Consider the following 14,290-nt stretch of genomic DNA (forward strand, 5'->3'; position numbering starts at 1 on the left):
CCGGTGCGGGAAATGGTTTCCAGATGGGCTGTCAGTTCACTTGAGGCGGTAAGCCCGGCACTGGTGGAACCGTCCAGGGGAACCGGATCAATGCATCCGCCAAGTTCATCCAGAGAGCTTCCGGTTTGACTGATGTAAAGGGTTTTGTTCCAGAAATAGGAGACATTGCCGAAATAGGAGTCCACAAGTCCATATTCAACCGTTTTTCGACCCGCCTCAATAATGGCTGAATAAACGGTTTCTTCATTTGGGAAAGGAGACGGGATAAATTCGGGCAATTTTTTTTGTATCGGTTTCACATACGGGATGATGGAGTCAAACAGATCCTGGGCATCAGCAGTGGCAACTCCCAGCTGAAGTGCTTCCAGATAATCTGTGAAAAACTTGATAAAGCCTGCAAAACAGACAGAGCTTATGGTTACAAAGCCCTGTTCCGGACCGACTGTGCCGGAGGCGATAATTGCAGGGCCGCTGAAATGACTATCGGTTCTTCCAGGTGCAATGATCACGCTCTTTCTTTTTTTTAACACCTGAATGATTTGGTCTGTGCAAAATTCGTTAATCACGGGAAGATCATGTAGAAAGGTTCTTGTTTCACAATCTTTTGGCTGGATCAATCCATTGGATTTAAGGGCATTTTCTGCCAAAAAGCGTATCAGGCTGCCATAGGGTTCTTTGGGCCTTAAAAAAACCAGAGAGTTTATGTTCAGACCTTTAAAAATATTTTCCAGAAGACGGGTTTCATCTGCCTTGCGGTTCCAGACAAGGGTATCGTCCAGCCCGCCAATCAATGGCTGCGAAGGGCCAGAGTTCAGCCCTAGTCCTGCCTGAACCAGTTTGTCTGCATATTTATTTACAAGTTGTTCCATAAAAGTCCAAGTGTTTGTGCTTTATTTTTCAGAGGCATACCATTGAAGGTAAGTCCTCGAATATTATAATATTTTTTTCTGGTATCCAGGAAAGCATCCCTGTTAATGGGGGGGATATGGATATGATTTGTGCTTGAACCAGGGTCTGTGAAAAATCGATCCGGCAGGTCGTCATCGTTAGCGTTAAAGCCGTTCAGCGCATTCATGATTCGTTCGTTATAATAAATGCGTTCCCCTTTTTTTAAGAGATCCTGGGCACTGGTTTCAATTCCTGTGACAGCTTCAAAGACACTTGCATATTCTTCCAGTCCGGCAGCAAAAAAAGTAAACTTACAGGCTATAAGTGAGTCCACAACAGCATTCAGATCTTCGGCAATTTTTATAATCCTGGCCTTGCCGCTGAAACTGAATCGATCGGTGGCCACAGGTTTCCTGAATATTTCATGACTGATGGGATAGGCACGTAAATGACATCCGCCCCGGGTGGACAGGGCATATCCCAGTGCCATGCCGTAAGCCCCTCTGGGATCATAGGCCGGAAGTTCCATCCCTTTGACTGCCATAGCAGCTTGAGGGGCTCCCATTTTTTTTGCATACTTTTTTGTTCCCAGGGCAAGGTCTTTTCCTTCACCTCTCCCAAGCGCCATATCATCCAAAAGAGATAAGACCTTGTCCGGTGTGTAATCAAGGCCGGTTATTTCACGCCTGCAGGCCAGAGTTGACGCCGCAGATATGGTATCCATACCAAAATAATTACATCGTTCATTGGCTTTTACGACAAGTCTGGTATCCATACAGCCGATCAGAGCTGTAAAATGAGACATGGTTTCAAACTCCGGCATGGCCACGGATTGTCCGTTTCTTATCCCGATTTTTTTGCAAAGGATATGGCAGCCAAGACACCCGTGTTTTTCGGGTCCATAGGTTTTGGTGTAGGCGGCTGCATTGAGTCTGGATGCGTGCTCAAAACGGGTGCGGCGAAAATTATCCGTAGGCATCATCCTGCGGTTGTCCATGAGATCATATACCGCCCCTGTACCAAGACAGGTGAAACCGAATTGCCCCATCAGTGCAGGAGAGGCGGCTGTAAGTCTTAAGATGTCTTCTCTTGCCGCTTTAAGCTTTTTAGAGTTTTTTACCTTACAATGACCAGTACCGTCCACCAGGAGATATTTGATCTTTTTCTGGGCAAGGCAAAGTCCAAGTCCGCTTCTGCCGGCAGCGAAATGGCGGTCTACTATTATGGAAGCAAACCGCACACCATTTTCAGCCGCAGGTCCGATAGATGCTAAAGATGCATTTCCCGGCCTGATTTGTTTATGGACAGCATTTGTATCAAGACCCCATAATCCATTAGCTTCTTTAAACTCTACCCGGTTATCCTTTATCGTAATGCCGACAGGCGTTTCGCTTTTGCCTTTGATGACAATGCCGTCCCAGCCTGCACGCTTGAGCCGGGTGGCAAGTTTTCCACCAACGGAGGAATCTCCCACAAGTCCTGTGAGCGGTGATTTTGAGAGGATATGGGCCCGTCCTGATGTAGGGGAGATGGTTCCTGTGAGAGGCCCGGTAAAGATACAGATCACCATGTCGGGGTGATCCCAGGGTAGCGTTGCACATTGTCTTAAGTATCTGCCGCCTAATCCTTTGCCACCGACATACCGGTTAAAGATGTCAAGACCGGGTTTTTCAATTTCAATGCTTTTTTTTGTCAAATTAATTACCAGTATGTTTCCGGTCCATCCGTGCATATCAGTTCGAATCCTATTTGTTTCGCCGGTCCATGCTCTTTGGGCGAATTCCCCATATCGCCTTCAGTTGGCCGCCAGTGGTTATTTTTTTATCAATATCATACGATAATAAGAAATGATACAAAGCACTTCAAAGTTTTACACTATACAAATCAAAGCGAAATATGTCATAGTATCCGGTAAATCAAACTGGAGAAAGGTGCCTTATGAATTTGTTTGCTATATTGTCAAATATCGGACTGCCGGATATTCTTGATATTTTGTTTATTTCCATTGTTTCCTATCAGCTCTATATCTGGTTCTGGGGCACCAAAGCCTTTAAAGCCCTGATTGGTATTATTCTTTTAAGCGGGGTTTTCATTGTGGCCAAATCCTGGGGACTTTTTTTAACCACCTGGGTGTTTCAAATTTTGTGGCAGGTCTTTGTGATTCTTTTGATTATCCTTTTTCAAAGAGAAATCAGGCAAATGCTTGAGCGGTTTAACCCCCTGAAAACCATAGGTTTTAAATATAAATCAGCAGCTGATGGCTGGGTTCCGCCGTTTGCAGGCTGGGCGTTTGATGTGGCAAAAAAAAGAATCGGTGCGCTCATTGTTTTTGAAAGAATAGATCTTGTATTTGATTTGATCACAAAAGGGATTTCCATGGAATGCGATCCTCAGCCTGAAATATTGGACTCTATTTTTTATAAAGAATCTCCTCTGCATGACGGGGCTATCCTTGTTTCCAAAGGGAAAATTTTAAAAACATCCTGCTATCTGCCCTTATCTGCAAGAGAAGATCTGCCACAGGAATGGGGAACCAGGCACAGGGCCGCTTTAGGGCTGACAGAACAATGCGATGCCTGGGTGATGATTATTTCAGAGGAAAGAGGGGAAGTTTCCTTTGCTGTTGATAATGATATTCGAAAAGTAAATGATGAAAAGGAGCTGGCCGCTCTTCTTGAGGACGCGGCCTTTGACTTTAAAGAGACAGATACGGATATTAAAAAGAAGATAAAATCCTGGTTTACCAGGCGGTATAAAATTAAAACAATAGTTTTGGCCCTGGTTTTTATTATGTGGCTGCTTTTTGCAGGGCAGCAAAATTTTGAAAAGAAAATCAACCTGCCGCTTAACTTCAGGAATACTCCGGCAGGGCTCATGGTATCTCAGCCGATTGATCCAAAAATTTCTATTATCTGTCGCGGACTTAGAAAAGATGTCAGCCTGTTGGACGAAAACAATATCATCACTTCTATTGATTTGTTTTCAGCAAGGCCCGGAACATCCTTTTACAATATTACCACAGGGAATTTAACACTGCCCAATGACAGAGTTCATATTGTACATATCACCCCGGCAAGGATTGAGTTGACACTTGGAAAGAGGCCAAAACCAGATCAGGAAGACAAGCCTTCCATAGAAAGTGAGCTTTATTAGGGTCCTTTTGTTTTTATCTGTGGAAAATGTTTAGACTGCAGGGCAGGGTCAGTATGTATGCTTTGATCTCATCCCTGATTTTTCTGTAGCAATCAAGTTTTTCTTCACGAGTTTCATATTGTTTTGCCATTTCAGGAGGATCATCAAATCCCACATGAATGATCTTACTGCCGCCGGGGAATCTGGGACATGTTTCATGGGCATGACCGCATACCGTGATGACATAGTCAAAAGGTTTATTTTTAAATTTATTCAAGTGTTGGGCTTTTCCGTCTGTTATATCAACGCCTGCCTCAGCCATAACGGTAACCGCATGAGGATCTATCCCTTGGGGGTCAATCCCGGCAGAATAAACATCAATAAAATCTTCTTTCAAGTGTCTTGTCCACCCTTCGGCCATCTGGCTTCGGCATGAATTGCCAGTACAAAGAAACAGTATCTTTAATTTGTCCATTATTTTTTAAAATCGTATCATAAAGAGAAAAAGAGCTATCGTTTCATACTGGCGCTCAACAACACTCGCCACTGCCACAGGAGGCGTTTTCTTTTCCTTTTATCCAGACCTGGATAATATAGGCGGCTCAGCCGACACCCGGACTGACGGATATGGCCTCTGAAGGACAATTGTTAACACAGGCACCACATTCCATGCAGGCATTAAAATCAACAATTTGGGCTTTGTTCTGCTTCATTTCAAAAACCGCTTGAGGACAGACTTCGGTACACAAGCTGCAGCCGATACATTTTTCTTCATCAAGTACCAGGCTCGATACATCATCTAAATATTTTAATTTTTCCATATTTAAATCCTTCGACTTTAGGTCAAAATGCAGAATATATCCAGAGCCCGGATGAAATCACAAGGCTTGCCAATTGCACAGGGAGGTACCGTTTCATTTCTTTTTCAACCCCTGAGGGCGACGTAAACGGTGTTGCTCCGGTAAAATTCATAGCCAGATAAGAACTGATGGTCACACTGAATAAAAAAAGTGCCAGCAATCCTGCAAACCCGCTAACGACAAACGATATTATAGTCATCAGGGGTATGGCAAAAATACTTCCGGTAATGATTCCCTTGAGAGCAAATTCCCTGGAGGGGATAAAAGGAAGCAGGATCGGGGTAACAAAGGCACCTGAAAATATTCCTGCCGCAAGGGCAAAAACAGAAATCATCCCTCTTTCCCAGGCCCCTGGAAAAGAAAAAATATCCGGTCCAAAACCGGAAATAATGAACAGAATAAGTGCTGTGATCAGGGCTGGTTTCAGCACGATTTGAATTTCTACAGGTGTCAGGATGAACCGTTCATACAGCTCAAAGGAGACCTGTCTCATCTTTTTATCCGCTTTTCTGTTATTTTTTAGAAAAATTGGGATATCCTTGGCCCGTATCGGACCATACACCACCCTGAATCCGGACTGCTTTTTGACATCTCTTGCTGATACGCCTGTCGCTCCCAGTTGAGGAACAATGACCCGTTTATGATCCACGATTTTTTCAAGGGAGCAGTCTTTAATCTTTTTCACAAGTTCCCGGGTTGAAAAGGTTCCCTTCCCTGCCGCGCACCAGACATTGATCCCTTTTGTATCCAGTACCAGAATCCATGCATTGATATCACTCAGTTCCTTTCGCAAATGATCAAACGTCAATTTAAAATTTGCAGTAACAAGAACCTCACAATTTTTGTCTGGTTTTCCGATGGCGTAAAGACCGGGAGCCACTGTATAAGTATGCCGACGGATGCCGCACCTTACATAAAAGGTTGAGAAAAGGTCTTTTTTTTCAAGCGTTGATTTGATGATGGGAATAACCCCGGCATTGGTTTTAATAAATCTGTCCACATAGGCGCACAGTTTAAACCCTGGTTTCTCATAATCGACCATGGGGTTGGATCGCTCAGTCGAGCTGTGTAAAGAGACTTCATCCATGGAGGACAGGAGATTAACGCCGGAGGTTGATATTTTCATGCCCTGTATCCGGCCTTATTTATTTCTTTAATCGCTTTATCAACAAGTTCTGAATTATCAGTATCAAAAGATGCCTTTTTTGCATTAAGATCAACAGATACATTGGAAATGCCTTCTATCTGTTCAAGGGTCCTTTGGACCGTTCCCGAGCAATGGCTACAGCTCATACCTTCTACATTCAGGGTTGCTTTTCGTGAAGCCATGTTTAACTCTCCTTTTAAAAAGTTAAAATCGATTTCAGTTGAATCATACCATATAAGTGTATAATAATGATCAAAAAATTTTCGTCAACATGTCGGCAATACGTTACCGGCGGTGATATTTGATAAAGGGAAACATATCGGAAATGAAAGGTCATGCCAATATTCCCTGGTGTTCTGCTGAAGAATGGAACCAGGTTATTTTATCCATAAAAAGAATTGACAGGTTGTATGAGGGCAAACTTGACAGGGTCTATGATACGGCAATAAAGATCAGACAGAAATTTGAAGAACTGTCAGAGCCGATAGAAAAGATTTGTTCACATACCTGTGTGTATTGTGAGGATGTCTGCTGTGTAAGAGCAACCATATGGTATGATTTTAAAGATTTACTTTATATTTATTTTGGTCTAAATACGTTTCCTGAATCACAAATAATAAAAAAAATAGAGGGAAACCGGCAACGGAGTTGTTGGCATTTTTCTGAAAAAGGGTGTATGCTTTCAAGGATTGAACGTCCTTTTGTCTGTATCTGGTATTTTTGTTCTGTTCAGAAAAAATATCTGGTGCTTCATCATCATAAAATAAAGGAAAGTATTGATAAGCTCTTGATAGATATCAAAGACCTTCGTAATAAAATGGAAGAAGAATTTATTCGGGTATCATGCCCAAATCTATAAATTTGATATGATACCGATTTTAAAAATGAAAAGTTGAAGGATGGTTGACTTGAAAGAATTAAAAGGATCACAAAAAAAGTATTTACGGGGGCTTGCCCACAATCTGAACCCGTCTGCTTTTGTCGGTCAGAAAGGGATTACCGACATGCTTATCGGAGAGATTGATCAGGCCCTTGAAGCAGCAGAGCTGATCAAGGTGAAATTTAATGATTATAAAGAAAAAGATCAGAAAAATGTTTTGACAAAGGAGATTGCCAAAGCCACCCGATCCCATATAGCCGGCATGATAGGGCACGTGATTATTTTGTACCGTCCGCATAAAGATGTGGAAAAACAACAGATCAGATTGCCTTAACCCTCATGCTCTTTTAAAGCCCGGGAGGGATCATTGCTGTTTAAGAATGTTACAGCCTGTTTTTCCGACCAGTATAAGTTCTCCTTGTTAAAGGAGACAAATCCCACATGCCCTCCTGATTCCGGCATGCTGAGTGTTACATGTTTGTTGGATCCAGCCTCTTTGACGGGGAAGCATGCTTCGGGTAAAAACGGATCATTAACCGCATTGATGATAAGTGTCGGAACAGTGATATCGGGAATAAACGGTTTGCAGGAACATTTTTCCCAATAATCATAGGCATTTTTAAACCCATGAACGGGGGCTGTATACCTATTGTCAAATGCCTTAAAGTCTTTGATTTTATGATACCCGTTATCATCAATCAGTCCCGGCAGGATTTTCATTTTTGCCTTGATCTTCTGATGCAGCATTACCAGGAATCGTTTCATATAAATTTTGTTTACAGGCTTTGCTAAAATTTTTGAGCTGGCTTTTAAATCACAGGGGACAGAGAATACCACCGCTTTTTTGACAATGGGATCAGGCGTTTCCCTTCCCAGGTACAAAAGGGTCAGGTTCCCGCCAAGGCTGAAGCCGACAAGCGCAATTTCTTTATATGGATATCTGTGTTTGGCATGATGGATCACCCAGGACAAATCATCCGTCACCCCATTGTGATAGGATCGAAGCAGGCGATTGGGCTCACCGCTGCAGGATCTGTAATTCCATGCCAGCGCATCCCATCCCCCATTATTGACAGCTTTTACCATGCCTTTGACATAGGCTCTGCCACTATTGCCTTCCAGACCATGGGATACAATGGCAAGCCTGTTATTATTATTTGTTGACCAGTCGATATCAAGAAAATCATTATCAAAGGTTGTGATCCTTTCTCTTTTGTAGCAAACAGAATCAACTTTTCTGAAAACCACAGGAAAGATCGTCTGAATGTGACCGTTTCCAAAAAGAAAGGGCGGGGTATAAATATTTTCAGGCACAGACATGCTCCTTATTTGTACTGTTTAATTATTTATAAATTTGATATATTATTTTTCCCATGATGTAAAATTTTAATTTAAATAAGGATACAGCTAAACCATGAAGGTTGGAATTATCGGCCTGCCTCAGACAGGTAAAAAAACATTGTTTCAGATTTTAACAGGAAATGAGATTAAAGAACCGTCCAAAGCATTTAAACCCGTGCCCGGTGCCGCAGACATTCTTGATTCAAGATTTAATAAACTTGTTGAAATGTATGAACCCAAAAAAAATGTGAGAGCAAGAATTGATCTTGTTCTACTGCCTAAAATGGAAGCTGAGACCATTTCCAAAGGTGAGATTTTCAGAGATATTGCAGACATGGATGCCATTTGCCATGTGGTACGTGCTTTTGAAGATGATGCCATTTATCATTCCCAGGGGTCTGTGGACGCCATAAGGGATTTTGAGATGGTCAATTCCGAGTTGATCATGCACGATCAGATATTTGTTGAAAAACGAATCGAACGCCTTGAGGCCATGGTCAAAAAGATAAAAGATGAAGGTCAGCAAAAAGAACTTGTGTCGATGAACAAGCTGAAAGATACTCTTGAAGTGGAAAAGCCACTAAGATTGATTGAATTAATGGATGATGAAGAAAAGATGATCAGAAGCTATCCTTTTATTACAAGAAAAAAATTGGTCATTGCCGTTAACGTGTCTGAAGATGATCTCGGAAATGAGGCCCTTCTGTCATCATTCAAACAAAGCTGTGAAATTCAAGAGATGGAAGTCATGCTGGTGTCCGCAAAGGTTGAGGCAGAAATTGCCATGCTGGATACCCAGGAAGAAAAAGATGAATTTTTAGAAGACCTTGGTATTAAAGAGACCGCACTTGAAAGCTTAACAAAGCTCTGCCTTAAATCGTTAAATCTGATTTCTTTTTTTACGGTTGGAAAGGATGAGGTCCGGCAGTGGCTGGTCAGAAAGGGTGCAAAAACGCCCCAGGCGGCGGGAGTAATCCATTCCGACCTTGAACGAGGTTTTATCCGGGGCGAAGTATTCAAATATGATGAACTCATGGAAGCAGGCAGTGAAGCAGAACTTAAAAAGGGCGGCAAAATTTATGTGGAAGGCAAGGACTACCTTGTTGAAGATGGGGATATTTTAAATATCAGGTTTTCTGTTTGACCGGACAATCAGAAATCAGGGAAAACGTCTTTATAATCCAATAATTTTTCGCGCGTTGACCTTACGGCATTCAGCCCTTTTACAATTTTGTTTTTTGTCACAAGGGTCGGATCTATCAACATCCTTTCCGTCTGGCTTATCACCTTTGTGCTCACATTCGCATATTTAGAAAGAGCCGTTATGGTGAGTCCCTGACCAACCCGGATTTCCTTAAGCCTGTTCGGGCCAATTTCCTTAAGCTTATCCAGTCCAATTGGTATAAATCTGTTTTTCCCTTTTTCCATTTTTTTATTCCATTTTACAGTCCACGCCATTCTTGGCTGATATTCCGCAAAAATTATGATCAAACCAAAAAAAATTGAACCGGTAACACATACACCAGCCAACAAAATATTTGAATAATATCAAGTTGTCAAGAAATTTTCCTATTGTCAAGGACTTTTCCTATAAATTCCGGAAATTTCCCGTCCGATACCGTGATATTCAAATCCCTTTTCCATCATTTCTTCAGGGTCATACTGGTTCCTGCCGTCAAAAATGATTTTATGTTTCAAAAGATCTGACAGGGCTTTGAAATCAGGCTGCCGGAATGCCTTCCATTCCGTTGCCAACACCATGGCATCGGCTCCTTCAACAGCATGGTACTGATTGTCCGCAAACATAAGCCGACCGTCCTCAAGCCATTTTTCAGGAAATTCTTTTTTTGCCTGATCCAGAGCCACCGGGTCATAGGCCCTGACACGGGCACCGGCTTTTATCAGCTCCTCAATCAGAACAATGGAAGAGGACTCTCTCATATCATCGGTGCCGGGCTTGAACGACATTCCCCAGACACCAAATATCTTATCTGCCAAGTCATTGGAGAACCGGGCGTTGATTTTTCCCGTCAGTACCCGCTTCTGCTCCATATTCCGCTTTTCAACCGCATCCAGAAGCCCTGGTTCAAACCCCACTTCCCGGCTGGACCGTATCAAGGCCTTTACATCCTTGGGAAAACAAGACCCCCCATACCCGCACCCCGGATAAATAAAGGAATATCCGATCCGGGTATCAGCTCCGATTCCTTTTCTGACATTTTCAACATCCACCCCCAGCCGCTCGCAGATATTGGCGATTTCGTTCATAAAGGATATCTTGGTGGCCAGCATGGAATTGGCTGCATATTTGGTCATCTCCGCATCACGGACATTCATGAGAATTACTTTGTCCCGATTTCTGGAAAAAGGCGCATATAAACGTCTCATGATCTTGGCAGCCCTTGGAGAATCCGTTCCCATCACAATCCTGTCCGGCTTTAGAAAATCTTTAACCGCAGCCCCTTCCTTTAGAAATTCAGGATTGCTGACCACATCAAATTTTATATCTTTTCCCCTTTTTTCCAGTTCAGCCTCAAGGATTTTTCTTACTTTATCAGCAGTGCCGACCGGTACAGTGGACTTGTTTATAATAATTGCATACTCATTTATATTTTGCCCAATTTCTTTTGCCACCCGGAGAACATATTGAAGGTCTGCAGATCCGTCTTCACCCTGAGGTGTTCCCACAGCAATAAAAAAAACACTGGACGTTTTTGCAACCTCTGCAAGGCTGGTGGAAAAATTTAAAAGCCCTTCCTTATAATTTTGAAATACCAGGGCTTTAAGACCTGGTTCATAAATCGGCAAAATTCCTTTTTTCAGATTTTTGATTTTTTCTGTATCAACATCCACACAGGTTACACGGCTTCCCACTTCTGAAAAACATGCCCCTGTCACAAGCCCTACATATCCTGTACCGATAATGGTAAGTTTCATTAATTTAAATCCTTTTTTTTATGAATAACAAGGTAGTATCAAAAAATTATTCTTTAGCGTTTTCGTGTGCCTGGGAAAGCCTTTGTTTCAAGTATCTAATTTCATCCTTGTTGTATTCATACAGGTCAAAGCAGTATCCGTCTTCACCAAGGAGGCCTTCGGGGATGAGGTCGCCGGCTTCTTCAGGATCTGTGATCATCTCACCATAAAAGCAGACAGACAGCCATCTGTCGTCGGGATCATCATCTATGACATCCACCATGGCAAACAAAGAGCGGTTTTTCTGGCTGTTGTGCCTCGGGCGTAAAGAATAGCTCACTTTTGGCCTTGCATGGAATTCCAGGGTGGTATCCTCAAGTGTTTTTAAGTGTTCATAAATTTGGATAAACGCCTGTTTTGTTTTTGAGTCGGTTTCGTTCCAGTTATCAATAAAGGTTTCAAGTTCTTTCATTTTTTATTCCTTAATGTGTTTCAAGAGGTGTCCAAGTTCAGGAAATATCAGGGCATTGCAGGCCAGCTTGCAGGCTTTGATGCTGCCCGGCATGCAAAAGATAATGGTCTGTTTTATGATTCCGGCGGTTGCGCGGGAGAGGATGGCTGCCGAATCAATCTCTTCAAAGCTTAGCTGGGCAAAAAGAGGGCCAAAGGCGGAAAGTTCTTTTTCAAACAATGGCTTAACCGCTTCAATAGTAACATCTTTGGGACTGATGCCGGTACCGCCTGTCATGATAATGGCATCAGGGCAGATCTTTTGGGTGACGTGTTCGGTTAATTCTTTGATGGCAGCACTATCATCGGTTACTATTTGATGAATCACCACTTCAAAGCCTTCTTTTCTGGCCTGTTTTTTTATCCATGCACCGGATTTGTCCTCTGACAGATTTCGGGTTGTTGAGACGGATATCACGGCAATTTTAATATCATCCGGCACGTTTTTTTTGTGTAAAAGTGTGCTCATGTTTTAATCCTGTTCTATGTAAACTAAATCCTGTTTGTCATGTTCCGCTACCAGAACATTGATCATATCCTGATGTTCGGTATTGATGGATATCCCTTTGTAATCCGCCTGGATGGGAAGTTCCCTGTGCCCCCTGTCCACCAGGATGGCAAGCTCAATACGGGAAGGCCTGCCAAAATCCATTAAGGCATCCATGGCGGCTCTGATGGTTCGCCCTGTAAACAGCACATCATCCACAAGGATAATATCCATGTCATCCACGGAAAAAGGAATATTGGAAGGTCGTACAATGGGCTGGTGGCTGATTTTTGTCCAGTCATCCCTGTACATGTTGATATCCATGCTGCCGACGGGCAGCGTCACGTTTTCTATTTTTTGGATCTGATCAGCCAGTCTTTTTGCAAGGAAATCCCCTCGTGTCTGTATCCCGACAAGAGCAAGGTTCTGGGTCCCTTTGTGTTTTTCAATAATTTCATGGGACATTCTTGTGATGATCCTTTTAAAATCCTGATCGTTCAGGATGGTCTTTTTTCTTTTCATGTTACGGTCTTCCCTTGATTTATATGTGTTTTAGAATGTGTATCATCTTTTTTTATGGCGGGCAACACCTTGATTTTAACTTTAAGTTGCTATAATCAGTGTAGGATAAAATTTTACTTTTGAGCAGGAATAGTGTGAATGAAATTTAACTGTACAGGTGTGATACTGGCCGGCGGGAAAAACAGCAGGCTGCCGGGAAAGAAGAAGGCCTTTAGAAAGATCGGGGATTTCATGATTCTTGAAAGTATTTATGGATTGTTCTCGAATCTGTTTAAGGAAGTCATTATCGTGGTAAACGAACCAGAAGAGTTTGCCGGATGGGACATGACAATTGTGACAGATATCATTCCTTCAAAGTGCGCGCTCGCAGGTCTTCATGCAGGTCTTTTTTATGCATCTTATCCATATGCGTATGTAGCGGCCTGTGACACTCCTTTTATCGAGCAGTCGATTGTTGAATATATCGTGGATCAGATTCAGCCGGGGTATGAAGTGATTATTCCCCGCACGGATGATGGGCTTGAAGCATTGTCTGCCGTGTATTCAAAGGATTGTATTCCCTTGATAGAGGAAAATCTCAAAAAAAATATTTTTATGATTAAAAAATTTTTCAGAAAAAAAAAGGTCAAGGAGATTCCAGTGGAACAATTAAAAATGCTGGACCCCAAAATGAGGTTTATTTTTAATGTGAATACACCAGAAGATCTTGAGAAAGCCAAAACAATCGCAAATAAAACAGGGCAGTAAATAAGGGGAGAGATATGAATATAGCAACAATGGTGGAGCAGATAAAACAACATCCTGATTACCATAAGGCTGGGATGATTTTATGCCATAACGGTGTGGTCAGGGCCACGTCCCGGGAAGGCGATGAAGTGACCGGACTTGAAGTTGTGGTTGACCATGACAGGCTGGATCAGATTCTTGATGAACAGAAAAAAAGGCCGGGAATTATTGATATCCTGATTCATGTCAATGAGGGTGTTAAACTTGATATTGGTGATGATGTGATGTTTCTGGTGGTTGCAGGGGATATCCGGGAGAATGTACTTGAAGCATTGACGGACACGTTGAATTTAGTAAAGACTGAGGCAACAAGCAAAAAACAATATTTTAAATAGGTAAAAAAATGACGGATTTTACGCACCTTGATAAAGACGGCAGGGTCAGAATGGTGGATGTGGGAGATAAGGCCGAAACCAAGCGGGTTGCCGTTGTTGGCGGGAAGATCTCAATGGAACCAGATACCCTTGCCAGGATTATGGATGAAAAAGTGAAAAAGGGAAATGTTCTTGAAGCAGCGAGGATTGCCGGTGTCATGGCAGCAAAGAAAACATCGGATTTGATTCCCATGTGTCACCCGTTAAATATCACCCATGCCAGGATCGATTTTTCCTTTGATAAGGCAAACCATGCCATTGATATTGAAGCCGAAGTGTCGCTGACAGGAAAAACCGGCGTTGAAATGGAAGCATTGACGGCTGTTTCCGTTGCGGCCTTAACCATATATGACATGTGCAAATCCTATGACAGGGGCATGAGAATATCCGATATCTATCTGAAATCCAAATCAGGAGGTAAAAGCGGAATATATTCTGCAAAATAGT

General features: G+C 42.5%; 19 protein-coding genes. 7 read left to right on the forward strand and 12 right to left on the reverse strand.

The features are described from left to right. Positions 1-869 (reverse strand): rRNA adenine dimethylase (locus HGJ91_RS12525; protein WP_291348144.1); only part of this gene is annotated, 869 nt, incomplete at its 3' end. Continuing rightward, positions 854-2,620, reverse strand: coding sequence for an aldehyde ferredoxin oxidoreductase family protein (locus HGJ91_RS12530; protein ID WP_291348145.1), 1,767 nt, complete (start codon positions 2,618-2,620; stop codon positions 854-856). The genes HGJ91_RS12530 and HGJ91_RS12525, both read right to left, overlap by 16 nt. A gap of 206 nt (positions 2,621-2,826) precedes the next feature. On the opposite strand from HGJ91_RS12530, the gene HGJ91_RS12535 reads away from it, so the two are divergent. Then, complete coding sequence (locus HGJ91_RS12535; RefSeq protein ID WP_291348146.1) at positions 2,827-4,041, forward strand: diadenylate cyclase; 1,215 nt, start codon at positions 2,827-2,829, stop codon at positions 4,039-4,041. 13 nt (positions 4,042-4,054) lie between these two features. On the opposite strand, the gene HGJ91_RS12540 is transcribed toward HGJ91_RS12535, so the two are convergent. From HGJ91_RS12540 to HGJ91_RS12555, 4 genes are read right to left on the reverse strand one after another with little or no spacing between them, the layout of a single operon-like run. Then, a complete protein-coding gene (locus tag HGJ91_RS12540) occupies positions 4,055-4,495 on the reverse strand; it encodes an arsenate reductase ArsC (protein ID WP_367142608.1) in 441 nt (146 codons plus the stop codon). A 55-nt stretch (positions 4,496-4,550) separates the two neighbouring features. Then, on the reverse strand, positions 4,551-4,841 hold the full coding sequence (gene hgcB / locus HGJ91_RS12545; protein WP_291348147.1) for a mercury methylation ferredoxin HgcB: 291 nt from the start codon (positions 4,839-4,841) through the stop codon (positions 4,551-4,553). A 22-nt stretch (positions 4,842-4,863) separates the two neighbouring features. Then, positions 4,864-6,006, reverse strand: coding sequence for a mercury methylation corrinoid protein HgcA (gene hgcA, locus HGJ91_RS12550; protein WP_291348148.1), 1,143 nt, complete (start codon positions 6,004-6,006; stop codon positions 4,864-4,866). Further along, positions 6,003-6,209 carry a heavy metal-associated domain-containing protein gene (locus HGJ91_RS12555; RefSeq protein ID WP_291348149.1) on the reverse strand — a complete coding sequence of 69 codons (207 nt, stop codon included), beginning with the start codon at positions 6,207-6,209 and terminating at the stop codon, positions 6,003-6,005. The genes hgcA and HGJ91_RS12555 overlap by 4 nt, the downstream gene beginning before the upstream one ends. A gap of 143 nt (positions 6,210-6,352) precedes the next feature. Here HGJ91_RS12555 and HGJ91_RS12560 point away from each other — a divergent pair, with 143 nt between their 5' ends. Both HGJ91_RS12560 and yhbY read left to right on the forward strand, forming a co-directional pair. Next, positions 6,353-6,886, forward strand: a complete 534-nt coding sequence (locus tag HGJ91_RS12560) for a hypothetical protein (protein ID WP_291348150.1) — start codon at positions 6,353-6,355, stop codon at positions 6,884-6,886. A gap of 40 nt (positions 6,887-6,926) precedes the next feature. Next, positions 6,927-7,241 (forward strand): ribosome assembly RNA-binding protein YhbY, encoded by a 315-nt coding sequence (gene yhbY, locus HGJ91_RS12565; protein ID WP_367142609.1) that lies wholly within the window; start codon positions 6,927-6,929, stop codon positions 7,239-7,241. Here yhbY and HGJ91_RS12570 read toward each other — a convergent pair. Continuing rightward, positions 7,238-8,221, reverse strand: a complete 984-nt coding sequence (locus HGJ91_RS12570) for an alpha/beta fold hydrolase (RefSeq protein WP_291348152.1) — start codon at positions 8,219-8,221, stop codon at positions 7,238-7,240. The genes yhbY and HGJ91_RS12570 overlap by 4 nt on opposite strands. Before the next feature lie 100 nt (positions 8,222-8,321). Between HGJ91_RS12570 and ychF the strand changes: the two genes are divergently transcribed. Then, on the forward strand, positions 8,322-9,392 hold the full coding sequence (ychF, locus tag HGJ91_RS12575) for a redox-regulated ATPase YchF (protein WP_291348153.1): 1,071 nt from the start codon (positions 8,322-8,324) through the stop codon (positions 9,390-9,392). Between the two features lie 8 nt (positions 9,393-9,400). Here the strand turns inward: ychF and HGJ91_RS12580 are convergent, their stop codons facing one another. The 5 genes from HGJ91_RS12580 to pyrR form a co-directional block, all read right to left on the reverse strand. Continuing rightward, entirely contained in the window at positions 9,401-9,706 is a 306-nt protein-coding gene (locus HGJ91_RS12580) for a helix-turn-helix transcriptional regulator (RefSeq protein ID WP_291348154.1), read from the reverse strand. 117 nt (positions 9,707-9,823) lie between these two features. Next, on the reverse strand, positions 9,824-11,185 hold the full coding sequence (locus HGJ91_RS12585) for a UDP-glucose/GDP-mannose dehydrogenase family protein (RefSeq protein ID WP_291348155.1): 1,362 nt from the start codon (positions 11,183-11,185) through the stop codon (positions 9,824-9,826). Between the two features lie 46 nt (positions 11,186-11,231). Beyond that, complete coding sequence (locus tag HGJ91_RS12590; protein ID WP_291348156.1) at positions 11,232-11,636, reverse strand: hypothetical protein; 405 nt, start codon at positions 11,634-11,636, stop codon at positions 11,232-11,234. A 3-nt stretch (positions 11,637-11,639) separates the two neighbouring features. After that, positions 11,640-12,143: a molybdenum cofactor biosynthesis protein B gene (locus HGJ91_RS12595; protein ID WP_291348157.1), complete on the reverse strand. Its 504-nt coding sequence runs from the start codon at positions 12,141-12,143 to the stop codon at positions 11,640-11,642. Positions 12,144-12,146: 3 nt separating this feature from the next. After that, the gene (gene pyrR, locus HGJ91_RS12600; RefSeq protein WP_291348158.1) at positions 12,147-12,683 is read right to left on the reverse strand and encodes a bifunctional pyr operon transcriptional regulator/uracil phosphoribosyltransferase PyrR; all 537 of its coding nucleotides are present in this window, start codon (positions 12,681-12,683) and stop codon (positions 12,147-12,149) included. A 138-nt stretch (positions 12,684-12,821) separates the two neighbouring features. Between pyrR and HGJ91_RS12605 the strand changes: the two genes are divergently transcribed. The 3 genes from HGJ91_RS12605 to moaC are packed head-to-tail and all read left to right on the forward strand — an operon-like array spanning position 12,822 to position 14,289. Next, a complete protein-coding gene (locus tag HGJ91_RS12605) occupies positions 12,822-13,430 on the forward strand; it encodes a molybdenum cofactor guanylyltransferase (protein WP_291348159.1) in 609 nt (202 codons plus the stop codon). Positions 13,431-13,444: 14 nt separating this feature from the next. Then, positions 13,445-13,804: a molybdenum cofactor biosynthesis protein MoaE gene (locus HGJ91_RS12610; protein WP_291348160.1), complete on the forward strand. Its 360-nt coding sequence runs from the start codon at positions 13,445-13,447 to the stop codon at positions 13,802-13,804. Between the two features lie 8 nt (positions 13,805-13,812). Beyond that, positions 13,813-14,289, forward strand: coding sequence for a cyclic pyranopterin monophosphate synthase MoaC (moaC, locus tag HGJ91_RS12615; RefSeq protein WP_291348161.1), 477 nt, complete (start codon positions 13,813-13,815; stop codon positions 14,287-14,289). Position 14,290: the final 1 nt, after the last annotated feature.

Source organism: Desulfobacula sp., from assembly GCF_014237455.1.
Lineage (GTDB): Bacteria > Desulfobacterota > Desulfobacteria > Desulfobacterales > Desulfobacteraceae > Desulfobacula.